Source organism: Acidovorax bellezanensis (assembly GCF_025421555.1).
In the GTDB taxonomy this organism is placed as follows: domain Bacteria; phylum Pseudomonadota; class Gammaproteobacteria; order Burkholderiales; family Burkholderiaceae_C; genus Comamonas; species Comamonas bellezanensis.
On the sequence record NZ_JAODYH010000007.1, the window covers coordinates 311,269 to 334,826 of the forward strand.

Here is a 23,558-nt window from a genome sequence, read left to right on the forward strand (position 1 = left end):
TTGATGATACCCATCATCTAAATTCACTTATGATGACGGCCATCATCAATAACGCCATTCATCCTTGATCACGGGGTGAGCATGGCAAGCGAAAGGTGCAGCATGGGTCGACGCGTCGTCATCACGGGCATGGGTCTGGTTTCTCCACTGGGTTGCGATGTGGAGCTTGCCTGGCAACGCCTGCTCGCAGGTCAGTCGGGTGTGCGCGCCCTGGACTCTTCCATCAGCGAAGGCACGGGGGCCGTGGCCGCGGGACGGGTTCCCGGCCTGGAAGAAGACCCGCAGGCCGGATGGAACGCCGAAGCCGTCATCTCGGCCAAGGAACTGCGCCGCACGGATCGCTTCATTGCCTTTGCCCTGGGCGCTGCCGACCAGGCCCTGGCGCAGGCGCAATGGACCCAGCCTAGCGCCGAGCAGCAGGAACGCGCAGCCACCGTCATTGGCTCGGGCGTAGGCGGATTCGGCACGATTGTGGAAGCCGTACGCACAACGGACAGCAAAGGCCCGCAGCGCCTGTCACCCTTCACGGTCCCAGCCTTTCTCGCCAACCTGGCGGCCGGACAGGTGTCGATACGGCATCAGCTCAAAGGCCCCCTGGGGGCACCGGTCACGGCCTGCGCTGCCAGCATCCAGGCCATTGGCGATGCGGCGCGCCTGATCCGCAACGACGAAGCCGACATGGCGCTGTGCGGCGGCAGCGAAGCCACCATCGACCGTGTGGCCCTGGGCAGCTTCGCCGCGGCGAAAGCCCTGTCCACGCATTTCGGCGACGATCCGGCCAAGGCTTCGCGGCCTTTCGATGCGGCGCGCGATGGTTTCGTGATGGCCGAAGGCGCGGGCCTGCTGGTGCTGGAGTCGCTAGACCACGCCCTGGCGCGCGGCGCAAAGCCCTTGGCCGAAGTGGTGGGCTACGGCACATCGGCCGACGCCCACCACGTCACGTCCGGGCCGGAAGACGGCTCTGGCGCGGCGCGCTCCATGCGCATGGCGCTGCGCCAGGCCAAGCTGCAACCGCAAGACGTGCAGCACCTGAACGCCCATGCCACCTCCACCCCCGTGGGCGACCGCGGTGAACTGGCCGCCATTCGCCAGGTGTTTGGCACGGGCCACACGCCCTCCATCACCGCCACCAAATCCGCCCTGGGCCACATGCTGGGCGCGGCCGGTGGCGCGGCAGCCATCTTCACGGTCCTTGCCTTGCGAGACCAGAAGGCGCCGCCCGTGCTCAACCTGGAGAACCCCGATCCCCTGACCGAGGGCCTGGACCTGATCACGGGCGCAGCGCGATCGCAGGACATTCAGCACGCCATGCTCAACGGCTTCGGTTTCGGCGGCGTGAACGCGACCTTGATCTTGAAGCGCTATGAAGGCTGAGGAATTGCGCGCGCGAAGTTTCTGAGACGCGGACGCCGTCCCGTACTACAGTGGTCGGGCCATGAAGCCCCAAACCTCGCTGCTCTCCCGGACTGCCGTCGCCATCGTGCTGTGCACCGGCATGGGCCTGGCTTGCGCCCAGGGTGCGGACGAGCCACCCGCATGGGATGACGAGCCCCCCGTGTTGTCACGCTGGATCGAGGAAGGCTACAACGCCGAGCGCCACCACCTGCCCCGGCGCGCAGCCCAGCGCTATTGCGCGGCGGCGCGCTATGGCAGCCTCGAAGCGCAGTACCGGCTGGGACGCTTGCTGTTGCTCGGACGGGATGTCGTGCCCGACCCCGCCACCGCCACCACGCTGCTGGCCTTGGCGGCCCAGCGGGGGCACGAGAAAGCCGGTGCGCTGCTGGCCGGCAGGATGCCGGGCGACCGGTTGCCCGACTGCCTGACCACGGGAGAAGCGCCACCGATGGAGCTCAAGGAATCCGCACAGGAAGTGGTTCCCTACGAAGTGGTCGCGCTCTACGTGAGTAGCCTGCCAAAGGAGAAACGGCGCCTGGCCGAGATGATCCAGCGCCTCGCACCCCGGTTTGCCGTCGATCCCCGGCTGGCACTGGCCATCGTGCGCTCGGAGTCGAACTTCGAGGCCCTGGCCCTGTCACCGCGCAACGCGCAAGGCCTCATGCAGCTGATCCCCGAAACGGCCGAGCGCTTCGGCGTGCGCAATGTCTGGAGCCCCGAGCAGAACGCGCGCGGCGGCCTGGCCTACCTGCGCTGGCTGCTCGAACGCTTCGGCGGCGACGTGGCGCTGACCTCGGCCGCCTACAACGCGGGCGAGAACGCCGTGGCGCAGTACGGCGGCGTGCCCCCCTATGCGGAAACGCGCGAGTATGTGCGGCGCATCCTCTCCTTTTATCGGGCGACGCGGCACGAGCGGCCATGACTACGTGAAGAAGTGCACCGCGCCTACGCCCCGCGCGCAAGGGGTTCGGCAACATCATGGATTCAGTACCCGGTCGGCAGCGGCTGTTGTTTTGGTCGCTTGAGTCCGTTTTTTGCGATAGCCATTGACTGCGACACGGCGAGTCGTCACTTTTTCCCAATGGCAGTCAATGCGTTCGTCTTTTCAGCTTCCGGCAATCCCGCTAGCCTTGTGCTGTTCGCGGCACTGTTCATGTTTGATTCAACGCCTTCGCCTCAAGGCGGTAGTCGTGGCAGTCGTAGGCGCGCATGTGGCCGTGATTGCCATGTTGAACAAAAGCAGCCCGCCGCCAGCCAAGCAGGATGCTGCGCCTGTCGACGCGATGATTCTGATCCAAATCCCCCCTGTCCCTGCGCCTGCGCCAACGCACGTCAGGCCTGGCGACTATCTTTCCATCCGCAAGCAAAGTGCCACGCCATCGGCAGGCTCCGGCGCTTCTCCGCAGGCGAAGACCTCCGCCCCCATCCTGGTCAATCCCCAGGAGCAGGAAATGCAGGTCGACGCGGCGGCCCCCCCACCGCTGCGGCTCGATTCAGAAACCATTCGAAAAGCCATGCAGCAGGATGGACGAGAAGGGAGCGCCATGGGCTTCGCGAACCGGAATGCGCAGGGGCCCGTGCGCCCCGGCAGCGACGCGGCTTTCGCCGCGGCCATTTCCGCGGCGGGACACAGGCCTTGCGAGCGAGGCGAATTTGTCGGCTCGGGCCGGGGACTGTTGAGTGCCCCTTTTTTGGCGGCGGCCTGGCTGCGCGGCGAATGTGCTCGGTGAACGCCGAGGCGGCAAGATGATGGCGCTTGAAATGCACGCCCTCTCAACGGGCCGGCAGCCTCTTGCGCATGGCCAGCACCGTGAACGACAAGCACAGCAGCATGGCCGCCACCACAAAGCTCACCCAGGTGAATGATGCTTCAAAGGCTTGCATGGCGCCCGCCAGCATCTGACTGGCGTCCGGGTGGGTTTGTGCATAGGTGTGGGCTTCATCAAGGCTGCTTCCCGCCATCTGCGACAGCCCCTGTTGTTGCGTGGTGGACACATAGACGGCCGTCATGATGGAGCCAAAGATCGTCACACCAAAACCGCCGCCAAACTCATAGGCCACGCCTTCCGCCGAGCCGGCCATGCCTGCGCGGTCTTCAGAGACATTGCTCATCACCAAGGTGCTGGAGGCCGTGAGACTGGAGCCAATCCCCATGCCGCACAAGGCCAGCACCAGCACCTGTTCCCAGGTATTGGCATCGCGCAGAAACAGATAACCCAAGACCCCCAAGGCCGTCATGGCCAAGCCGGCGGCGATCACACGCACGCTGCCCACGCGGCCAATCAATGCGCCCGCCAGCGGTCCGGCAAAGAAGGACCCCAATGAAATGGGCAGCACAAAGGCGCCCGCCTCCAGCGGACTGTTGCCCACCACCAGTTGCAGACGTTGGCTGAGCACCAGCTCAAAGCCGATCAAAGTCATGGACGCCAGCAAAGCCACCAGCATGCCCATGGCAATCGGCGCGGCCGACAGCACCCGAAAGTCAATCAATGGCTGCGGGATGCGCAACTGCCGCTGGATGAACGCCGACAGCGCGCCTGCGCCCGACACCAGCGCCGTCCACGCCACGATGCCGCTGCCATCGGGCTTGGCAAACTCCTTGATGCCATAGGCCAATGCGATGATGCCGACCATGCTTTGCAGGCAGCTGAGCAGGTCGATACGGATGTTCGGGTTACCGGCCTTGTCGGGCACATAACGCCACGCCAGCAGCACGGCCACGGCGATGATGGGCACGTTGATCAAGAACACCGAACCCCACCAAAAATGCTCCAGCAGTGCGCCGCCCAGCAACGGTCCCACGGCCGCGCCGCCCGAGGCAATCGCCGCCCAGATGCCAATGGCCAGAGCCAACTCTTTCGCATCCGGAAAGCTCACGCGGATGATGGCGATCGTGGCCGGCATCATGGCTGCACCGCCAATGGCCAGCAGCGCGCGCGCAGCAATCAGCACCGCTGGCGTGGGCGCAAAGGCCGCGATCATCGAAGCCAGGCCAAAAACCACCATGCCGAAGATGAACACCCGGCGATGGCCCCGTCGGTCACCCAGGGCGCCAAACATCGGCATCAAGCCTGCCATGACCAACGAATAGGCGTTCAGAATCCACAACTTCTCCGAAGCCGTAGTGTGCAAGGCCTGCGCGAGGCTGGGCAGCGCCGTATAAAGCACGGTCATGTCGATCACGACCAGGAACAGCGCAGCCGAAACAATGGCCAGAGTCAACCAACGGCGCTGAAACTTCATATCATCCCTCTTTGCAACTGTTTTCAATACGGGCGTATTTTAATACGATCGTATTTTTATACCTGAAGAAAACCGTATGGGAAGAAAGCCATCCATCGACAAAGCCGGCCTGCTCGAAGCAGCAGAGCACATCATTCGCACGCGCGGCGCAGGCGCTTTGTCGTTTGATGCCATCGCCAAGGCCGCCGGTGTCAGCAAGGGCGGCGTACAAAGTGCGTTTGGCTCCAAGGAAGAGCTGCTGACCGCACTCTATGAGTACCTGGACAGCGGCTATGAGGAACGCTTCAATGCGGCCAAAGCGGCAGGCGCTTGCGCGGTAGATGCCTATGTGGATGCGGCCACCGCGGCGGAAAACGCGGTGAACCAGCGCATTGCATCCTTGTCCCTGGCCATGACGCAAGAGCCCGAAAGCCGCGAATGCCTGCGCAAGTGGTATGCCGAAGGCTTTCCAGATCTATCCTCTGCCACGCCGCAAGGCCGACAGGAAATCCTGCGCTTGTGCGCACTGGAAGGCGCATTGATGCTGCGCTCCATGAACCTGTTGCCGCTGCAGGAAGGCGACTGGGATCAGGTCTTCACCGACCTTCGTGCCTAGTTCCGCCTGACGAGGGAGTGCAGCTGCGGTGGGATCCCTTGCCCTGTGCGTCGGAAGCGGGCCGTCACGAGATCAGCGCATGGCCGGCCCATTCGGTCCGGTTGCGTCCAGCGGCTTTGCCGCGGTAGAGCGCCTCATCGGCTTCTCGCATGGCCGCCTCCAAGGCCTCGGCGCCAGAGAATGGGGATGAAATCCCTATCGTGACCGTGCAATGCAGTGGTGGGCCCCAGTCCGTGGCAGCGATGGCTTGGGTTTCGATGGCCGAGCGCAAACGCTCAGCCAAGTGGCTGACCCCTTGCATGTCGGAATCCAGGCAGATCACCAGGAATTCTTCCCCACCGATACGGCCGGCCAGATCGCCGCGGCGCACCGCGCCACGCAGTACCTCGGCCACATGGCACAGGACGGTATCTCCGATGTGGTGGCCATAGGTATCGTTGATGCGTTTGAAGTGGTCGACGTCCAGCATCAGCAGGTGTGCAGGCACGGCCTTGCGGGAGTTGAAATACAGCTGCAGCGCTTCCGTGAGTCCGCGGCGGTTGAGCAGCTGTGTCATGGGGTCGCGCGCAGCGATGCCGCGCAGCTCATCGGTCAGGCGGCGCAGTACCAGCCAGATGATGGAAGGTGGCAGCACCGTGGCCAGGGACGTCATATAGATGTAGAACACCACTTGAAAACTGCCGTCCATCCGCAGTGCATCCAGACCGCCATGCATCAGCTTCATGAACTTGAATGCATTGAGTGCACAGATGCCGGTGATCAGGAGCGCAAAAAACACCATCTCCGCATACAAATCCTTGGCAAATGTGCGTACGCCATAGACCACGGTGACGACCATGGCCAGGAACAGCAGCGCGGACATGCCGGAAAGCATGGCGTAGCGGGCAACCGGGCCCAGGCTCCATTGCACCAGCACCTGGGCGGCGCTGTAGAGCGCTGCCACGGCCAGCAGTGGGCGCCACAAAGGAACGGAGTGCCCAAAAAAACGCATGGCGCCCAGCCAGTAAGCCACTGGCGAGGCCAGGGTGAGGCTGTGGTTGACAACGCTCATCAGGCTCCAGGCAGGGCCTCCTTCGGCCAATTGCAGCACATAGGCACAGCCCAGCAGCAGGTTGCCCATCGCAAAGAAGTTCATCCCCATCTTCTTGCCGTGCAGGCGTTTGCTGACGAGCCAGAACATCACCGAAAAGCACATCAGGTGTGTGCACAGCATGCCGACGAGAACGGTAGCAACCATGTTGACGTTGAAAGGGGAAAGGAGCAGCCGGTCTGGGCGGGAACCGGCGATACAGCACTGCGCAAGAAGGCCCGGGAAAGCGGCGATTATCGGCCAACGTAACATTTGGTATCGCAAAGGACGGACGGGGCCTGCCAGATTGCGGCGGATGACCCGCGCCGCGGGTCTTCGCCGCCCATCGCGCCCCCTGCGCCTCCCCTATGATGCCGCCATGCAGGAACTCTTTGATTCGCGCCGCGTGCACTACTTTCAGCAGGTCGTCGCCAGCGGCTCGGTGCGCGGGGCGGCGGAGCAGCTCGGCATCGAATCCTCGGCCGTGAGCCGCGCCGTGGCGCTGCTGGAAAAGGAATGCGGCATGCCCCTGCTGGAGCGGCGCGGGCGTGGCGTCGTGCCCACTGATGCGGGGCGGCTGCTCGCCACCTATGCGCGGCGCCAGCTCGACGTGCAAGCAACCTTCTACGCCGAAGTCGACAACCTGCGCAATGCCAGCCGCGGCCATGTCGATCTGGTGCTCGGCGAGGGCATGCTGGACCTGTTCTTCGACCCGTTGATCGCGGTCTACATGCGCGCCCACCCGCAGGTCAGCTTGACGCTCAACGTCGCCAGCACGGGCGACAGCATCGCCCTGGTTCTCGAAGACAAGGTGGAAATCGCCCTGGTCTTCCAGCCCACGCTGGATGTGCGCCTGCGCTCGCACCACCGCTCACCCTCGGCACCCATACAGGCCATCGTCCACCGCTCCCATCCGCTGACCGCCATCACCCGGCCCTTGCAGCTCAGCGATCTGCTGGACTACCCGGGCGCGGCCATGCTCGACACCTTTGGCGTGCGCCAGCATGTGCAGGCGGCCGAAGTCAGCGAGCAGGTGCAATTGCGCAACGTGCTGACCACCAGCTCGTTCAAGGTGCTGTGGCAGTTCGCCAATGCCGGCCTGGGCTATGCACTGACCACGGCCAGCGCCCCTGTCACTTCGCGCATCCACATGCCGGACGTGGTGGCCCTGCCCATGGCCAATCCCATCCTCAACCGCGGCAGCATCCATGTGATGACCCGGGTGGGCCGGCACCTGTCGCCGGCCGTGCATTCGCTGCTCGAGCATTTCGTTCAGGGGATACCCGTACGCCGATAGCAAATCGACGGACCGTTGCCTTTTTGGCAACAATTCCTCGCTGGAAGTGATCTTGATGGCCTGGGCACCCCTGTCGAGAATTCGACCATGCCTACACCCACACTCCAGACTTCCCAAGACCTGCTGACTGACATCCGGAAAATTTCACCCGAGCTGGTGAAGATTCGACGCCAGATCCACGCGCACCCGGAACTTGCCTTCGAAGAGGTGCAGACCAGCAACCTGGTCGCCGCCAAACTCAGCGAATGGGGCTACCAGGTCGAGCGCGGCATAGGCGGCACCGGCCTGGTCGGGCAGCTGCGCCGGGGCAAGGGCACGCAGCGCCTGGGCCTGCGCGCCGATATGGACGCCCTGCCCATCGTCGAGCGCACCGGCCTGTCCTACAGCAGCACCGTGCACGGGAAAATGCACGCCTGCGGCCACGACGGCCATACCGCCATCCTGTTGTGCGCCGCCAAGTACCTTGCCGAACACGGCGAATTCAACGGCACGCTGAACCTCATCTTCCAGCCCGCCGAAGAAAATGAAGGCGGCGCCTTGCGCATGGTCGAGGAAGGCCTGTTCGAGCGCTATCCCTGCGACAGCATCTACGCCCTGCACAACGCCCCGGGCCTGCCCGTAGGCCACCTGGCGATCAGCGCCGGGCCCACCATGGCATCCTTTGACCGCGTCACGATAGAGCTGACCGGGGTGAGCGCACACGGCGCCATGCCCCACCATGGTGTAGACCCCATGCAGTGCGCCGCGAGCATCGTGCTGGGCCTGCAAAGCCTGGTGTCCCGCGAAGTCGACGCCCAGCGCGCGGCCGTCATCACCGTGGGCTCCGTGCAGTGCGGCGAGGTCTACAACATCGTGCCCGAGCGAGCCACGCTCAAGATCGGGGTACGAACGCTGGAGCCACAGGTGCGCGAGCAGATCGAACGCCGCATCAAGGCGTTCGTGCAGGCCCAGGCGCAGAGCTACGGCCTGGACTGCAGCATCGAATACCTGCACAAGTACCCGGTGCTGGTCAACCGCCCGGAGCATGCCGAGTTCGTCCGGCAGGTCGCCATCGACCTGGTCGGCAGCGACAAGGTGACAGAGCGCGCGCCCACCATGGGCAGCGAAGACTTTGCCTACATGCTGCAATCCGTGCCCGGCGCCTATGTGCGCCTGGGCAACGGCCTGGGCAAGGACGGCGGCTGCATGGTGCACAACCCCGGCTACGACTTCAACGACGAGGCCTTGCCCACGGGCGCGGCCTTCTGGGTCAGGCTGGCCCAGGCCCGCCTGGTCTGAAGCACCGAGCGGACCGTGAGCTCTCAAAAAACAATGAATCCCAAGGAGACAAAAACGATGCACGACCTCTCGAGACGATCCCTCATCGCGGCCGCTGCCGCGCTGGCCGCAGCCCCTGCCAGCTGGGCCCAGCCGGCCCCCTATCCAAGCAAGCCGCTGACGATGGTGGTTGCATACCCTGCCGGCGGCGCCAGCGACGCGGGCGCACGCATTTTCATCGACCCCATGGGCAAGGACTTGAAGCAGCCCGTCATTGTCGAGAATATCGGCGGTGGCACAGGGGTGATAGGCACGAACAAGATGCTTGCGTCAGCGCCCGACGGCTACACCTTCCTGTACGGCTCGGCCAACGAAGTGATCCTGGCGCCGCTGCTCAACGCGGCCGCGAAATACAGGTTCACGGACTTCAAGGCAGTGCAGGCCGCGACGGAAGCCACCATCATCCTGCTGGTGCGCAACGGGCTCAACGTCAACACGCTCGATGAATTCATCGCCTACGCGCAAAAGAACAAGGACAAGGACAAGCCACTGAGCTACGCCACCGTGGGCATAGACTCGCTCTACCACCTCATGGGCGATGCGATAGCCAAACGCACGGGAGCAAACTTCCTGCACGTGCCCTACAAGGGCGCCGCGCCCGCGCTTCAGGACCTGGCCGGAGGTCAAGTGGACTTTGCCATCCTGCCCTACCAGGTCAACATGGATGGCATGGCCCAGCAAGGACGTCTGAAGCTGTTGACCAGCTTCTCCAAAACCCTGCCGCCCACGCTCAAGCATGTGCCGAAGATCGACACCAGCAAGCTGCTGCCGGATTTCGAGTACACGATTGGTGGCGGCTTCCAGGTGCGCAAGGACGTGCCCGACGCCATCGTTGATCGCCTGCGAGCGGCCATTGGCCATGCACAGTCACAGCCCGAAGTGCGCGCCAAACTCGAAGCCGAAGGCCGCATGGTGCTGCAGCCATTCACCACACAGGCGCAAGCCGACGCCTACCTGACGAATATGTTCAACCGCTACCTCCAGCTGTTGAAGGACGTCGGCCGCCAGCCCGTGCGCTGAAAGGGGCCAGGCCCTGGGCGACATGGTGCTGCAGCCCCTGCAAGATCGCGTCGAAAGTGACTCTGCAGCGGGGACTATTGCGCAGGTCCTCGTGCATGGTCAGCCATGTCGCGAGGCCTGGTGCGACCCGTTGGGGCAGCACGCGCACCAATGACGGATCGCGCCGGGCCAGGGTCACCTGGCACGCGCCTATGCCGCCGCCCGCGCGAATGAAGGCCAGTTGCGCCAGGTCGCTGTCGGTGCGCAGCGCGAAGGCCGCCCGCTGCCACTGCGGAAAATCCTTTGTCGCGGCGCGCAAAAACGGCGTTTCCTGGTCAAAGCCTATGAGCGTGTGCCCTGCGAGGTCGGCCAGCGTCCGCGGCGTGCCACGCTTGTCCAGGTACTGGCTGTGCGCATACAGGCCCAGCGCTACTTCGCCCACGCGCCGTGCGATCAGCAGCTCCTGCTTGGGTTGCGCCATGCGGATGGCGATATCGGCCTCGCGCCGCAGCAGATCTTGCACGCGGTTGGTCAGCACCAGTTCCACCGTCAACCCTGGATGCTCGCCTTGCAGCCGCGCAAGAATGGGCGGCAGGACTTCCACCCCCATGACTTCGCTCGCCGTGACCCGCACCGTCCCCTTGACACCCGCGCCCTGGCTTTCGGCCGCACGCCTCAATGCCGCGGCCGTGCTGCCCATGGCCTCGGCGTAAGGCCGCAGGCTCAAGGCCGCCTCGGTCGGCATCAGGCCGAGCTGGGAGCGCGTGAACAGCGACAGGCCCAGCGCTTTCTCCAGCGCCGCCACATGACGCCCCACGGTGGGCTGCGCCACGCCCAACGCCCGCGCCGCGCCCGACAGCGATCCTTCCTGCAAGACGCTCAGATACGAACGGTAGAGTTCCCAGCCAATGTTGGAGTCCATGCATAAATGTATAGCTCCCAGTACATCTTCGGCAATTCCGTTCTATCTCGACCCCGTTCAGACTGGCTCCATCGCAACGCACTTTGGAGATTCACATGGCAAACAACAACAAGGTTCTGGTCTTGGGCGCCACCGGCGGCATCGGCGGCGAGGTGGCCAGACAGTTGCGCGACACCGGCTGGAACGTGCGCGCACTGCGGCGCGGTGGATCGCAAGCACCAGAGCTGCGCGACGGCATCACCTGGCTTCGCGGCGATGCCATGCACCGCGACGAGGTCATGGCCGCCGCGACCGGCTGTTCCGTGATCGTGCACGCGGTGAACCCACCGGGCTACCGCCGCTGGGACGAGCTGGTACTGCCCATGCTGGACAACACCATTGCAGCAGCGACTGCATTGAGAGCGACCATCGTGCTGCCCGGTACCATCTACAACTACGGCCCCGATGCCTTCCCCGTGCTGCGCGAAGACTCGCCACAACACCCGCAAACCGCCAAGGGCGCCATCCGCGTGGAACTGGAGCAGCGCCTGCAGTCCGCGACCCGCCAAGGCTGCAAGGTGATCGTGGTGCGCGCGGGCGACTTCTTCGGCCCCCAGCCCGGCAACAGCTGGTTCTCGCAAGGCCTGCTCAAACCCGGCCAGCCGGTGAAAGCCGTCAATCTGCCTGGGATGCCGGGCGTCGGCCATCAATGGGCTTATCTGCCGGATGTGGCGCGCACCATGGTGGAGCTGCTGCACCGCCGGGATGCGCTTGCACCCTTCGCCACGTTTCACATGGCCGGCCATTGGGACGCCGACGGAACGCAAATGGCCCAAGCCATCCAACGCTCCGTTGTTCGCCACGGCGGCGCGCAACCGAAACTGCGGGAGTTTCCGTGGTGGCTGCTCACACTGGCGTCGCCTTTTGTGCCGACGTTTCGTGCACTGCGCGAAATGCGCTACCTGTGGAAAGCGCCGATCCGCATGGACAACGGCCACTTGAAGGCCGTGCTGGGCCAAGAGCCGCACACGCCGCTGGATGAGGCCGTGCAAGCCACGCTGGAAGGCATGGGCTGCATTGCACCGTCCCCATCACCCGCGCGTATGCCAAATGCGGCAACGCACGCCTGAGCCGGGGCCTTGCCGGCCAATCTCAACGGCGCCAGTATCCATCCCCATAGCGATGGCCATAGCCGCCGTGGCCATAGCCGCCGTGGCCATAGCCGCCGTGGCCATAGCCGCCGTGGCCATAGCCGCCGTGATCATGCCAATAAGGCGGAGCGATCACGCATCCGCCCAACAGCGACACCAGCGCCAAAATGCCCAAAAGCCGCTTCATGGTGACTGCCCTTCCTGTTGAGAGAAATTCAGTCTATTTCATCCTCGCGACCTGTCTGGCTCATTTTGTAAGCGGTGTTTCGGCGGCATTCCTAGGGCGTTTTTCCTTCCGGGAATGTCGCTGTCTGCACCTTGAGACAGACGGACCCAATGCCTGGACCTTGCGGCTACGGCTGCATAATTCGGATAGAATTTCTCCAGCGAAGCAGCCCGCACAGGGCTTATTCAGCTGAAAAGTCATTGCAAATCAATGGCTTGCAATGCGGGCGTAGTTCAATGGCAGAACTTTTGCTTCCCAAGCAAATAGCACGGGTTCGATTCCCGTCGCCCGCTCCAGAATTCCTGAAAACTTGGCGACAAAAGCCACCTCTGGGCCGCCGGTGGCAGCGGCCCAAACACTCCTCCGAAGCACTGCAGCAATTGACGGCTGCAATCATCTGCGAACGCTTCGTGGGTCGGCGGTGTCAGTGGGTCTAGATGCGCCCCATCAGCAGCAGAATGATCAGAACGATCACCACCAGCCCTATGCCGCCGCTCGGTCCATAGCCCCAACTGCGACTGTGTGACCAGGTGGGCAATGCACCCAGCAAAATCAGGATGAGAATTATTAATAGTATGGTGCTGATGGCCATGGACAATTCCTTGCGTTGTAGTCAGTAGACGATTCGAAGCTTCACAATGGACCTCTTTCGCGAGGATGACCGTAGGAGGCAGCGCGGGTGGGCCGTGGGCTGCGACCTACCCGTGAGCAGTCGCCGCACCGCTTTGGCATGATCCAGGCATGCTCACTGCCACCCTCCTCTGCCTTGTCGTCGCAATCACTGACGGCGACACCCTCACCGCCCACTGTGGCCAGCCACAAGCCTACGAGCAGGTGACGGTGCACCTGGGGGGCATCGACGCACCAGAAAAACACCAGCCCTATGGCATCCAGGCGCGGCAGGCCTTGAGTGACATCGCTTTGGGCAAGACCGCTGAGTTGCGTTGCCACAAAATCGATGCCTACCAACGACACATCTGCAGTGTCTGGGTAGCGCCCGCGTCGGCGCCTGACGGCCCGCGGACCCTGGACGCGGGCTTGGCCATGACCACCCTAGGCCTGGCTTGGTGGTATCGCGCCTATGCACAAGAGCAATCGCCGCAAGAGCGCGGGCAGTACGAGTTTGCGCAGCAGGAGGCCAGGGCCAAGCGAGCTGGCCTTTGGCGCGATAGCGACCCCGTTGCGCCTTGGGACTGGCGCAAGAATTCGCCACCTCAGCGTTGACCCGCGTCAGCCCGGTCAACGCCCAGGAACGCGCGATGGCGACGCGCCATGGTCACCCGAACGGCGGCCAAGCTGGGGCATCGAGCCTCAGTGCTGACGCACGGGCGTACAGCCCCAGCCGCCATCATTCCTCTACCTTGAAACCAGAGGTCTCCACAACGGGCCGCCACTGCGCGCGCTGTGTCTGGATGAGCTTGCCCGCCTCGGCGCCGGGCAGGCCGGTCATCTCCATGCCGGCGATGGCCATTTTCGAGCGCAAGGCCGGATCTTTCACCGCGTCGATGATCGCCTTCTCCAGGCGGGCGACGGTTGCGGCCGGGGTGCCGGCCGGCACGAAAGCCGAGTACCAGCCCGATGCCTGGTCGAATCCGGGGATGCCGGCCTCCTTGAGCGTGGGGACGTCGGGCAGCAAGGCGGAACGCTTGGTGCCGGTGACGCCGAGGAAGCGGATCTTGCCGGACTTCTCCAGTCCTATCTGGCTGGCGATGGCGTCAATGCCCAAGGGCAGCGAGCCGGCGACCACATCGCTGATCATCATCGGCGCACCCCGGTAGGCCGTCGGGGTCAGTGGCAGGTTCATGGACTTGCCCATCGTGAGAATGCCGAAATGGACGGTACCGCCCAGCGAAGCCAGGCCCACGCCGGCCGATTCCGGATGGCGCTGCACCCAGTTGACGTACTCCGGCATCGTTTTATAGGGCTGGCTGACGCTGCTGGATGCGACCAGCACCACGTCCGCAAGGTGCGCCACGGGAATCAAGTCCTTGTCGGGGTCATAGCCCAGGCGTTGATAAAGCAGAGGAAACAGCACGAAGGGCGGCGCGGGCGAAATCAGAATGGTTTTCCCATCCGGTGGCGCGCGCTTGACCGCGTCAAGGGCCAGGCGCGCCGATGCGCCGGCCTTGTTTTCCACCAGCACCGTGCTGCCCAGCGACACACGCAACTTGTCGGCCACCGCACGCGCCAGCACGTCGAGCGCGCCGCCGGGAGCAAAGCCGACGATGATGCGTGTCGGGGCGGTATCGGCGCCGGCGGCACCGGCCATGCCAGGAACAACAGTCGCGGCAGCGATGGCCAGCATGGCGCTCAGCTTGCGCAAGGAGAAGGAATTTTCCATGGTTTTGCCTTGATCGATGATGGGGGAAATATCAGGCCGCCGCGAATTCCAGCCGGGTCTCTGGTTCCAGCGGGTAGATGGGACGCGGCAGGTGCTCGAAGGGAAACAGGCTGTAGTCCGAGCTACATACGCCGGGGCCGGCGACCAGCACGATGTGCCGGGCGATGGGGCCGAACCCCGCGCGAAAATGCTGGCGCGACTTGATCAGAATGTATTTCTTGCGTGCCAGGTCGATGCCTGCATGGGTGAACACACCGGCGTCGAACGGCTCCTGCGGCTTCTCGCAGACCATGACCAGGATGCCGTTGACGTCCAGCACCGCCGTGCGCCCCAGGCTCAGGCGCACACCGGTGAACATGGGGCCCGTGACCTGGTAGTTGCCATCGGTGATGCATTGCACGCGCCCGGTCAGTTTCAGAGGCTGGCCCTTGAGCTTCATGGCGGGCGTGTCGGTCTTGCCGCCCACTTCCAGGCTGATGCGCTGGCCAACGCCCGCCGCGATCATTTGCGCTACGGCTTCCGGATCGCAGAAAGGCCCTGCCACCACGTCATCCAGGCCTTGGCGCATCACTTCCGCCAGCACGGCCATCTGGTCGGTCGAGCCACCTGCGCCGCAGTTGTCGCCGTGGTCGACCAGCACGATGGGGCCGCCTTCCAGCGTCTTGGCGTACGCCAGCGACTGCGCCATCGGCTCGATGGGGTAGACAAAGTCGGCGCGCCGCGCCCAGGCCATCTGCGTCAATTCGTCCAGCAGTTGCTGCGCGGCCTGGCGTTGCCCGGCGTCGGCCACCAGCAGCACGGTCAGGCCCACATGGGGAATGTCGGACAGCGGAAAGCCGCCGAACACGGAAGCGTTGAGCACTTCGCCGTCGCGCTCCGCGGCCATTGCGCGGTCCATGATGTCCTTCATGGGCTGCTCCTGCGGCGACTGGCGCAGCATATGGGTGAGCATGGGCAGCGTGCGGCTAAGGATGAACGGCTGCACTTCGCCGCGCAACGCGGCCATCAAGGTGCGCGCGGCACGCATGCCGGTCTCGTACACGTCCACGTGCGGATAGGTGCAGTAGCCGGTGATGGCCGTCGCGTTGTTCACCAGCGCTGCGCTGAAGTTGGCGTGGAAATCGAGCGCCACCGCGATGGGCATGTCGGGTGCTACGGCCCGGATGCGCCTGAGCAATTCGCCTTCCGCGTCGGGAAAGCCTTCGGCCACCATCGCGCCGTGCAGGTCCAGCATGACGGCATCGCAGCCCGCACGCACCGAAGCCACGATGCGCTCGCTCATGAACTCGAAGGCCTCGGCGCTGACCGTCCCGCTGGGTACGGCACTGCCCAGCAGCGACATGACGAATTCATCGCCCTGGCTGCGCACGATGTCGATGAAGGCGGCAGCGGCACTGTTGGTGCCTTCGCAAGCGCGAACGGCCGCCTCTCCCGTCACCGGGCCGTTGGCATCGGCGCCACGGCAGAAGGCCGTGAGCGGCGTGGCAATGGGCGAAAAAGTATTGGTTTCATGCCGCATCTGGGCAATGACGAAGCGCATTTTTTGTCTCCTGGGATCGCGTGATGGGGTTCGCGTCCAGGTCAATATAGTGCGACTCACCATTATCCAAAAGTGAATTAATATTGATGAATATTGAGCAAACAGTTAACTATTAGAGGATCTCCATGGCGTCTTCCGTTCATCCCGTCCAGTCGCTGCTGGCACGTCTCAAGCTCCGCCATTTGCGCGTGATTCAGGCGCTGGGTGAACTGCATACGGCAGCCAAGGTGGCAACGCATTTCCATGTGAGCCCGGCCGCCGTTTCGAAGACGCTCGCCGAAGTGGAGGAAATTGTGGGCGTGCCCTTGTTCGAGCGAGGACACCGGGGCATGCGCCCGACCGAAATCGGCAAGGAGATGCTGGCCAGTGCGGCCATCGTGCTGGGGCAACTGTCTCGCATGGCCGAGTCCCTGCATGCACTGCGCGAAGGCACGCGCGGTCAGCTCAGCATGGCCTTTCGCACCACCTCGGTCCAGGCGCTGATCGCGCAAGCGATATGCAGCTTCCGGGAGCTACATCCACGGGTGGACATCACCCTCGTCGAAGGCGGGGTCCTGGACTTGATAGCGCAGTTGGACGAAGGCGCGCTCGATCTGATGTTCGCCTACGACGATCCGCGCTTCGAACATGCGGCCCTGCAGCGCGCGCCCATGATTGCGCAGCAGCCTCTTCTCGTCGTGGCCAGCGTGGCGCACCCCCTGCTGCAGCGCAAACGCCTCACCGCACAGGACTTGTGCGAGCAGCAGTGGTGTCTGCCCGTGCCCGGGGCACGCATGCTGCACCACCTCCAGGCGGCATTTCACGCCCTGGGCGTGCCGCCGCCGGAAATGGGGGTGCGGGTCAGCGATGTCTCCATGACGATCAAGCTGATGCAGACGGCCCCTTTTCTGGCGGTGTTCCCGCAGCACAGCGCCGCTCAACTGGAGCAAGAAGGCGTGGCGCGGGTCCTGCCATTCAAGTTGGACCGGCAGATCGAATCGGTCGTTGCCGTGTGGAACGGCGCACTGGCGCCGCGTGCGGCGGCCAAGGCTTTTCGCGACTTCGTGCTGCAGGCTTGATCACGGCGCCAAGGGCAGGTCAGCGTGCAAGAGGCCGGCTGCGCCAGACGCCCTGGCCTTCCAATACGCTTTGCGTGATGTCCTGCGTGTCCTGCCCCAGCAGGCAACGCGTCTGGACAGGATAGGCCTGGCCGTCAAAACGCGGCGCGGGTGCGGCCTGCAAAACGCCGCCCTGCTGCGAGTACACACCGCGCGCCTGCATGTGCGGGTGTTGCGCGGCTTCGAGGGGGCTCAGCACCGCGCCAAAGCACACATCGCTGGCCTCCAGCAATTGCTGCCAGTGCGCGCGGTCTTGCGTGATGAGGATTGCCTGCAGGCGTGCACGGCGCCTGGGCCAGGCGGTCTTGTCCCATTGCGATCCAGGAGCGGAAAAATCCGGATCGTTTTCCAGGCCCAGGACCTGCAGCAACAAGGCATAGAACTGCGGCTCTATGCTGCCCAGCGTGATGTGGTGGCCATCGGCGCAGACATAGGTTTCATAGAACGGCGAGCTGTCGTGAATACTGTGCCCGCGCTGGTCGGCGACCACGCCGCGTTGGCGGGCGCTGAGCGCCAGGTTCAGCATGTGTGCGGCACCATCGACGATGGCTGCATCGACCACGGAACCCACGCCCGTCTCACGGGCCTTGATGACGCCCGCCAGCACGCCGGTCATCAGATACAGCGCCCCGCCGCCGATGTCACCGAGCAGCGCAAACGACGACACGGGCCGGGCATCGGCGGGGCTGCAGCCCCACAAGGCCCCGGACAGCGCGGCGTAGTTGTTGTCATGGCCGGCACGCGGCGCCAGCGGCCCGTCCTGGCCCCAGCCGGTCATGCGGCCGTAGACCAAGCGGGAATTGACCGCCCTGCACTCAGCCGGTCCCAGGCCCAGGCGCTCCATCACGCCGGGGCGCATGCCTTCGATCAGGATGTCCGCATCCCGGACCAGCGCCAGCACCAGTTGCCGGCCCTCTGGCGATTTCAGGTCGGCAAATACCGAACGCTTGCCGCGATTGAGCAGGTGGCCGGTGGTCGTGCTTTCCGGCGCCTCGCGCACCACGGAAATCACATCGGCGCCCAGATCCGCCAGGTGCATTGCACAGAACGGGCCAGGACCAATGCCGCCGATTTCCACCACTCTCAGACTTTCCAGAACACGCATATCCACCTCTCGCTCATCGACTGTCAGTTGAACAGCTCGAACTGCGGCAGCGTGATCTCGTCGCTGGCGCGTTCGAAACAGACCTTGACCCGCGCGCCAATGGCCACCGCTTCGACATCGGAATTCACGATATTGGCCATCATGCGCGTGCCCTCGTCCAGCTCGATGATGGCCACGGCGTAAGGCAGCCGGGTCTTCATGAAGGCATTCGGCGCGCGGCGGTTGATGGTGAAGGTATAGACCTTGCCCAGACCGGAGGTCTTCTGCCAGACGAGATTCTCGCTGGAACAATGCGCGCAAAAGGCCCGGGGGAAAAACTGCCAGCGCTGGCATTCCTGGCAATGCTGGATGGAAAGCACCCCCTCCTTCGCGGCCTGCCAGTACGGGGCCGTGATGTCGGTAGGAAGCGGCAGCGGACGCAGAACTTCAGCCATGGTCAAACTCCCAGAATCATGGTGGTATTGCACGAAAAGACGAGGCCAGGGGCGTGGCACAGAGCCAGTTCGGCCTTGGGCAGTTGCCGCTCACCACACTCGCCGCGCAACTGGCGCACCGCTTCGATCACCAGGAAGATGCCGAACATGCCCGGGTGGCCGTAAGACAGGCCACCGCCCGAAGTGTTGATGGGAAAACGCCCGCCGGGGCCCAGGGCGCCATCGGCCACGAATGCGCCGCCCTCCCCCCGCTGGCAAAAGCCCAGCTCTTCGAGCGATTGCAGCACGCCAATCGTGAAATGGTCATAGATCTGCACCACATCGATGTCGCTGCGCGTCACGCCCGCCATGTCCAGGGCGGCCTGCGCCGTCTGCGCGACGTTCGTGTCCAGCCAGTCGCCGGTATTGAACGGGGTGTAGTGGTGGGCGTAGCTTTCCGCCATGCCTTGCACATAGACCGGCTTGGTGCGCAGATCCCTGGCACGGTCAGCGGCCACGATCACCAGCGCCCCGCCGCCATCGGTGACCAGGCAGCAGTCACGCTGGCGCAGCGGGTCCGCCAGCAGCGGCGAGGCCATGACTTCCTCGAGACTGGTGGGTTCGCGTCGATAGGCCTTGGGATTGAGCTGCGCCCAGCGGCGCGCCGCGACGGCGATCTCGGCCAGATCCTTGGGGGTGCTGCCGTAGCGGTGCGCGTGCAGCTGCGCCACCATGGCGTAGTAACCGATGGGACTGAGATGACCGTAAGGCAGGATGAACTGCCCGCGTGGCGTGGAGGGGCTGTCCTGGGCCACCGCACCGCCCTTGCGTGAGCCATCCGACAGCTGGGTGCTGCCGTAGGTGACCACCGCCACCGAGCACATGCCCGCCGCGATGGCGGCCATGGCATGGCGGATGTGCACCAGATTGGACATGCCGCCCACATTGGTGGAGTCCACATGGCGCGGCGTGATGCCCAGGTATTCGGCCACCTGCAGGCTGGAAAAGCGATCATCCGTATGCGCGAAGACCGCATCCACATCCTGCAGGCGCAGGCCCGCATCTTTGAGCGCCGCGATCACCGCCTGGCCCTGCAGCTCCAGGGCGGTCTTGCCGGGGACCTTGCCCAGGTCCGATTCGGCCACGCCCGCAATGGCGACCGAACGCGAAAGTTTCTGATTCATGGTTGTTCCTTGTTCCGCACCGCGCTTACATCGCCCGGGCAATCACTTCGCGCATGATTTCGGACGAGCCGCCGTAGATCCGGTTGGGCCGGACATCGGTGTAGGCGCGGGCGATGGGGTACTCGCGCATATAGCCGTAGCCGCCAAAGAATTGCATCAGGTCGTCGATGGAGCGCGTGGCCTCGCTGGCCCACAGCTTGGCCATGGCCGCGCCATCCGCGCTGAGCCGGCCTTGCAGGTACTGCCCCAGGCAGCTGTCCACCAGCGCCCGCGTCGCCCAGGTCTGCGCCTTGATGTCGGCCAGCTTGAAGCGGATGAACTGGTTGTCCACCAGCGGTTTGCCAAACGCATGGCGCTGCTTGACATGGTCCACCGTCCACTGCAACGCGACTTCCAGCGCCACGGCGCAGCGCAGCGCAATCAGCAGGCGCTCGCGCACCAGGCCGGCCATGCCGTAGGCAAAGCCTTTGTTCAGCTCCCCGACCAGCATGTCCTGCGGCACGAACAGGTTGTCAAAGAACAGCTCGGCCGTGTCCTGGGCTTTCTGTCCCAGCTTGTCGAGCAGGCGTCCGCGGCTGAAGCCTTCGCTTTTCGTGTCCACCCACAGCAGGCTGATGCCCTTGGCGCCGGCCGCGGGGTCGGTCTTGGCGAACACCAGAACACGGTCGGCGTGGTAGCCATTGGTGATGAAAGTCTTCTGCCCCGTGAGGCGAAAACCGCCGTCCACCGCGGTCGCCGTGGTGCGTATGGCCTTGAGGTCGCTGCCCGCGCCGGGCTCGGTCATCGCGATCGAGCCGACGATGTCGCCGCTGGCCATGCCCGGCAGAAACGCGCGCCTTTGCGCTTCACTGCCGAACTCCAGCAGATACGGCGCCACGTTTTCCGAATGCGTGGTGAACCCGGTCACCCCCGTGGCCAGGGCCCGGGCGATCTCCTCCACCACGATGACGCTGAACAGGAAATCCCCGCCACCGCCGCCGTACTCCTCTGGAATCCCCGGCAGCAACAGGCCGACCGCGCCGGCGTCGCGCCACAACTGGCGCGGCACCAGGCCTTCCTCCTCCCATTGCGCGTGGTGCGGCGTGATCCGCTCCTGGATGAAGCGGGCCACAGTGGCGCGGTAGAGTTCATGGTCGGCCGAGAATGCCGTCCGCGGCATCAGCTGGTCCTGGTTGTCACGCATGGTGTCTTGTCTCCTTGGTCATTCCATCCCCTGTCCGCCTCAATGTGCGATCTGGCTTTTCTCGGGCCAATAGCGCGCTTTCACCAGGCGCTTGAGCAGTTTTCCGGATTCGGCACGCGGCAGTTCGCTCACGAAGTCCACCGAACGCGGGCATTTGATGGCCGAGATGCTGCTGCGGCAATGGGCAATCAGCTCGGCCGCCAGGGCATCGCTCGCCTCGCCAGGGTTGCGCAGCTGCACCACGGCTTTGACTTCCTCGCCAAATTCCTCATTCGGCACGCCGACCACGGCCACATCGGCCACGGCCGGGTGGATGGCCAGGATGTTTTCGGCTTCCTGCGGATAGATGTTGACGCCGCCGGAAACAATGGTGTTGGCCAGGCGGTCGGTCAAATACAGGTAGCCGTGCTCATCGAGGTAGCCAATGTCGCCATAGGTGGCCCAGCCCTTGTCGTTGTAGGCCTGGCGGGTTTTTGCGGGATCCTTGTGGTAATCGAAGCGCCCTCCACCGGAGAAGTAAATCACCCCCGGCGTGCCTGGCGCCAGCTCCTGGCCCGCTTCATCGACCACATGCACCTGGCCAAACTCGGCCCGTCCGACCGAGCCCTTGTGCGTCAGCCATTCCTGCGAGTCCAGCGACGTCCTGCCGACCAATTCCGTGCCGCTGTAGTACTCGTACAGGATGGGCCCCCACCAGGCAATCATCTGCTCCTTGACGGCGGCCGGGCATGGCGCCGCCGCGTGGATGGCAAAGCGCATGCTGCTCAGATCAAAGCGTGCCTTTTCCTCGTCCGGCAGGCGCAGCAGGCGAATCAGCATGGTCGGCACCCATTGCGCATGGGTCACGCCATGGCTTTCGATGGCGTCCAGCGCCAGCAGAGGATCGAACTTCTCCAGCATCACGCAGCTGCCGCCGGCCTTCATCACGTTCATGTTCCAGCGCACGGGCGCCGTGTGATAGAACGGCGCGGTCGACAGGTAGACCGTGCGGTGGTCGAAATTCTTCCAGCGTGTGCGCTCTTCGTCCTGGGCCGCGAAGAACTTGTTGGCATCGCTCAGCGGGCGCTTGATGCCCTTGGGCAGGCCCGTAGTCCCGGAGGAATAGCAAAAATCCATGCCCGGCAGCGTTGCAGGCAGCACCACATCGGGCGCCACGGACGCCAGAAAATCCTCGTAGTTGTCGAAGCCGGCATGCCGCCCGTCGAGAACCACGCGCTGTATCGGTAGTTCGGTCAGAACCCGGGCGTCAAAATCCTGCAAGCTTTGCCTGGAGCAGAAGACCGCCTGCGCGTCACAGTCCTGCAGGATGTACTTCACCTCATCCACTTTCAAATGGCGGCTGATGGTGGTGTAGTACAGGCCCACCCGAAACGCGGCCCAGATGAGTTCGAAGTAGCGGACGTGATTTTCCAGAAAGATGGCGATGCCGTCGCCCTCTTTGAGGCCCGAGGCCACCAAGGCCGCAGCGCACTGGCGTGAACGCTGCTCCAGTTCCTTCCAGGTCACCCACTGCCCGGAGGGCACCATGCGATACGCCACCCCGTCAGGATTGGTTTTCGCGAAGCTTTCAATATCTGGCATTGTTCACACTCCAACACTGTCCACCATGGGCAAAGGCCGTGCCTTGGCAACGGCCGCGCCGTGACTGAGCACCTTGACGCCGCGTTCCTTGACATGCACTTCGAAATGAAATGACTGTTCAGACGCCGTCTGGCTGCCACGCCACAGGCTGAACACCAAGGTTTCGCCGGGATACACCGGTGCGGAAAACCGCGCCGCGATACTGCCCAGCCTGGCGGCATCGCCGTCGCAAGCCAGCTTGACCAAGGCCTGCGCCGCCATGCCGTAAGTGCACAGTCCATGCAGGATGGGCCGCTCAAAGCCCGCTTTGCGCCAGGCGCTGGGCACGGCGTGAATGGGATTGCGGTCCCCATTCAAGCGGTACAGCAGCGCGGCATTCCTTTGCGTCGGCATTTCCATGCACGCTTGTGCCGCTTGACTTGGCGCCGCCGGCAAGGGCGCCAATGGCGCATCGCTGGCGCCCCCCTGGCTGTACCCGCCGTCGGCACGACAGAACGACACATGCTCGACCTGGGCCAGCAACTGCCCCGAGTGGGCGTCGCTGACATCACGCGTCGTGGTGACCAGAGCACCCTTGCCCTCGCCCTTGTCCACGAGGCCCGTCACACGCGTGCGGCTTTGCAAGGCCCCCCGGGCTGGCAGCGCGCGGAAAAAGCGCATGCGGTGCTCGCCGTGCAGGATTTGCATCCAGTCGATGCCGGTCTCCGGATCCGAAGCCCAGGCGCCGGGAGCGCCCACCGTGGCCACGAACGTGGGCAACACCTGCAGGTCCGGCTCCACGACATAGCGCAAGTCATCTGCGTCCAACGGATCGGCCGCGATGCCGACACTGAGCGCATAGCGAATGCAATCGTCTTCGCTGTAGGCGTTCACGACATCGGCAAACGGCCACTTCCTGAGCACTTCATCATTCAGCATGGG

At 64.2% G+C, this 23,558-nt stretch carries 23 protein-coding genes and 1 tRNA gene; 11 read left to right on the plus strand and 13 right to left on the minus strand.

Translation table 11 applies throughout. The features are described 5' to 3' along the window. Positions 1-102 precede the first annotated feature (102 nt). The 3 genes from fabF (at position 103) to N0K08_RS15420 (ending at position 3,125) form a co-directional block, all read left to right on the plus strand. Positions 103-1,374, plus strand: coding sequence for a beta-ketoacyl-ACP synthase II (fabF, locus tag N0K08_RS15410; protein WP_261501273.1), 1,272 nt, complete (start codon positions 103-105; stop codon positions 1,372-1,374). 61 nt (positions 1,375-1,435) lie between these two features. Beyond that, positions 1,436-2,317: a lytic transglycosylase domain-containing protein gene (locus N0K08_RS15415; protein WP_261501274.1), complete on the plus strand. Its 882-nt coding sequence runs from the start codon at positions 1,436-1,438 to the stop codon at positions 2,315-2,317. A 304-nt stretch (positions 2,318-2,621) separates the two neighbouring features. Continuing rightward, positions 2,622-3,125 carry a hypothetical protein gene (locus N0K08_RS15420; RefSeq protein WP_261501275.1) on the plus strand — a complete coding sequence of 168 codons (504 nt, stop codon included), beginning with the start codon at positions 2,622-2,624 and terminating at the stop codon, positions 3,123-3,125. A gap of 43 nt (positions 3,126-3,168) precedes the next feature. On the opposite strand, the gene N0K08_RS15425 is transcribed toward N0K08_RS15420, so the two are convergent. Then, positions 3,169-4,638, minus strand: coding sequence for an MFS transporter (locus N0K08_RS15425; protein ID WP_261501276.1), 1,470 nt, complete (start codon positions 4,636-4,638; stop codon positions 3,169-3,171). Positions 4,639-4,714: 76 nt separating this feature from the next. Here N0K08_RS15425 and N0K08_RS15430 point away from each other — a divergent pair, with 76 nt between their 5' ends. After that, complete coding sequence (locus N0K08_RS15430) at positions 4,715-5,233, plus strand: TetR/AcrR family transcriptional regulator (RefSeq protein WP_261501277.1); 519 nt, start codon at positions 4,715-4,717, stop codon at positions 5,231-5,233. A 64-nt stretch (positions 5,234-5,297) separates the two neighbouring features. Here the strand turns inward: N0K08_RS15430 and N0K08_RS15435 are convergent, their stop codons facing one another. Next, positions 5,298-6,470, minus strand: coding sequence for a sensor domain-containing diguanylate cyclase (locus N0K08_RS15435; RefSeq protein WP_261501278.1), 1,173 nt, complete (start codon positions 6,468-6,470; stop codon positions 5,298-5,300). A gap of 211 nt (positions 6,471-6,681) precedes the next feature. On the opposite strand from N0K08_RS15435, the gene N0K08_RS15440 reads away from it, so the two are divergent. From N0K08_RS15440 to N0K08_RS15450, 3 genes are all read left to right on the plus strand, one after another. Beyond that, positions 6,682-7,599, plus strand: a complete 918-nt coding sequence (locus N0K08_RS15440) for a LysR family transcriptional regulator (protein ID WP_261501279.1) — start codon at positions 6,682-6,684, stop codon at positions 7,597-7,599. A gap of 87 nt (positions 7,600-7,686) precedes the next feature. Continuing rightward, positions 7,687-8,877: a M20 aminoacylase family protein gene (locus N0K08_RS15445; protein ID WP_261501280.1), complete on the plus strand. Its 1,191-nt coding sequence runs from the start codon at positions 7,687-7,689 to the stop codon at positions 8,875-8,877. A 57-nt stretch (positions 8,878-8,934) separates the two neighbouring features. After that, complete coding sequence (locus N0K08_RS15450) at positions 8,935-9,936, plus strand: tripartite tricarboxylate transporter substrate binding protein (RefSeq protein ID WP_261501281.1); 1,002 nt, start codon at positions 8,935-8,937, stop codon at positions 9,934-9,936. Here the strand turns inward: N0K08_RS15450 and N0K08_RS15455 are convergent. Then, positions 9,884-10,837, minus strand: a complete 954-nt coding sequence (locus N0K08_RS15455; RefSeq protein ID WP_261501282.1) for a LysR family transcriptional regulator — start codon at positions 10,835-10,837, stop codon at positions 9,884-9,886. The genes N0K08_RS15450 and N0K08_RS15455 overlap by 53 nt on opposite strands. Positions 10,838-10,932: 95 nt before the next feature. On the opposite strand from N0K08_RS15455, the gene N0K08_RS15460 reads away from it, so the two are divergent. Further along, positions 10,933-11,946 carry an SDR family oxidoreductase gene (locus N0K08_RS15460; protein WP_261501283.1) on the plus strand — a complete coding sequence of 338 codons (1,014 nt, stop codon included), beginning with the start codon at positions 10,933-10,935 and terminating at the stop codon, positions 11,944-11,946. Between the two features lie 22 nt (positions 11,947-11,968). Here N0K08_RS15460 and N0K08_RS15465 read toward each other — a convergent pair whose 3' ends face one another. Next, entirely contained in the window at positions 11,969-12,154 is a 186-nt protein-coding gene (locus N0K08_RS15465; RefSeq protein ID WP_261501284.1) for a hypothetical protein, read from the minus strand. Positions 12,155-12,415: 261 nt separating this feature from the next. Here N0K08_RS15465 and N0K08_RS15470 point away from each other — a divergent pair. Beyond that, positions 12,416-12,489, plus strand: a tRNA-Gly gene (locus tag N0K08_RS15470). A 137-nt stretch (positions 12,490-12,626) separates the two neighbouring features. Here N0K08_RS15470 and N0K08_RS15475 read toward each other — a convergent pair. After that, the gene (locus N0K08_RS15475; RefSeq protein ID WP_261501285.1) at positions 12,627-12,785 is read right to left on the minus strand and encodes a DUF3309 domain-containing protein; all 159 of its coding nucleotides are present in this window, start codon (positions 12,783-12,785) and stop codon (positions 12,627-12,629) included. 149 nt (positions 12,786-12,934) lie between these two features. Between N0K08_RS15475 and N0K08_RS15480 the strand changes: the two genes are divergently transcribed. Continuing rightward, positions 12,935-13,417 (plus strand): thermonuclease family protein, encoded by a 483-nt coding sequence (locus N0K08_RS15480; protein WP_261501286.1) that lies wholly within the window; start codon positions 12,935-12,937, stop codon positions 13,415-13,417. A 124-nt stretch (positions 13,418-13,541) separates the two neighbouring features. Here the strand turns inward: N0K08_RS15480 and N0K08_RS15485 are convergent, their stop codons facing one another. Further along, positions 13,542-14,534: a tripartite tricarboxylate transporter substrate-binding protein gene (locus N0K08_RS15485; protein WP_261501287.1), complete on the minus strand. Its 993-nt coding sequence runs from the start codon at positions 14,532-14,534 to the stop codon at positions 13,542-13,544. Positions 14,535-14,565: 31 nt separating this feature from the next. Next, positions 14,566-16,074: a M81 family metallopeptidase gene (locus N0K08_RS15490; protein WP_261501288.1), complete on the minus strand. Its 1,509-nt coding sequence runs from the start codon at positions 16,072-16,074 to the stop codon at positions 14,566-14,568. A gap of 125 nt (positions 16,075-16,199) precedes the next feature. Between N0K08_RS15490 and N0K08_RS15495 the strand changes: the two genes are divergently transcribed. Then, on the plus strand, positions 16,200-17,132 hold the full coding sequence (locus N0K08_RS15495; RefSeq protein ID WP_261501289.1) for a LysR family transcriptional regulator: 933 nt from the start codon (positions 16,200-16,202) through the stop codon (positions 17,130-17,132). Positions 17,133-17,151: 19 nt separating this feature from the next. Here the strand turns inward: N0K08_RS15495 and N0K08_RS15500 are convergent, their stop codons facing one another. From N0K08_RS15500 to N0K08_RS15525, 6 genes are read right to left on the minus strand one after another with little or no spacing between them, the layout of a single operon-like run. Continuing rightward, entirely contained in the window at positions 17,152-18,276 is a 1,125-nt protein-coding gene (locus tag N0K08_RS15500; protein WP_261501290.1) for a CaiB/BaiF CoA transferase family protein, read from the minus strand. Between the two features lie 23 nt (positions 18,277-18,299). After that, positions 18,300-18,710 carry a Zn-ribbon domain-containing OB-fold protein gene (locus N0K08_RS15505; RefSeq protein ID WP_261501291.1) on the minus strand — a complete coding sequence of 137 codons (411 nt, stop codon included), beginning with the start codon at positions 18,708-18,710 and terminating at the stop codon, positions 18,300-18,302. Between the two features lie 2 nt (positions 18,711-18,712). Next, the gene (locus tag N0K08_RS15510; RefSeq protein WP_261501292.1) at positions 18,713-19,873 is read right to left on the minus strand and encodes an acetyl-CoA acetyltransferase; all 1,161 of its coding nucleotides are present in this window, start codon (positions 19,871-19,873) and stop codon (positions 18,713-18,715) included. 25 nt (positions 19,874-19,898) lie between these two features. After that, positions 19,899-21,056, minus strand: coding sequence for an acyl-CoA dehydrogenase family protein (locus tag N0K08_RS15515; protein ID WP_261501293.1), 1,158 nt, complete (start codon positions 21,054-21,056; stop codon positions 19,899-19,901). Between the two features lie 39 nt (positions 21,057-21,095). Continuing rightward, positions 21,096-22,637 (minus strand): AMP-binding protein, encoded by a 1,542-nt coding sequence (locus N0K08_RS15520; RefSeq protein WP_261501294.1) that lies wholly within the window; start codon positions 22,635-22,637, stop codon positions 21,096-21,098. A gap of 3 nt (positions 22,638-22,640) precedes the next feature. Further along, positions 22,641-23,555 (minus strand): MaoC/PaaZ C-terminal domain-containing protein, encoded by a 915-nt coding sequence (locus N0K08_RS15525; RefSeq protein WP_261501295.1) that lies wholly within the window; start codon positions 23,553-23,555, stop codon positions 22,641-22,643. Positions 23,556-23,558 lie beyond the last annotated feature (3 nt).